This is a genomic window from Aeromicrobium sp. Leaf272, assembly GCF_001422865.1.
GTDB lineage: Bacteria > Actinomycetota > Actinomycetes > Propionibacteriales > Nocardioidaceae > Aeromicrobium.
The window spans coordinates 9,259-9,524 of sequence record NZ_LMMY01000001.1 but is presented as its reverse complement, the minus strand read 5'-3'; the positions used below and the strand labels follow the sequence as shown (position 1 = coordinate 9,524).

The following is a 266-nucleotide window of genomic DNA, read 5'->3' as shown; positions in this document are numbered from 1 at the left end:
GCGATTGCTTAATCCATCGCGCGCCTCACCGTCCCGTACGGCATCAACACCGGTGCCGACAACCGGACGGAAGAGAACCATGAAGAAGACCCCCGCCAAGGCTGACCTGAACGCCTACGACTTCGAGAGCTCGATCACCGACCTGCTCGACCTCGACCAGAAGCTCGGCATCATCCCGGAACACTCCCGCGACACCATGCTCGAGACCCTCGATGAGCTCAGGCGCCGCGCCGACGAGATCGGCTGGATCACGAACCGTCAGATCG

General features: G+C 62.4%; 1 protein-coding gene. It reads left to right on the top strand.

Annotated elements, in window-relative coordinates:
- Nucleotides 1–79: 79 nt before the first annotated feature.
- Nucleotides 80–266: hypothetical protein (locus tag ASF38_RS00060; protein WP_162237262.1), on the top strand; the 187-nt coding region annotated here is incomplete at its 3' end.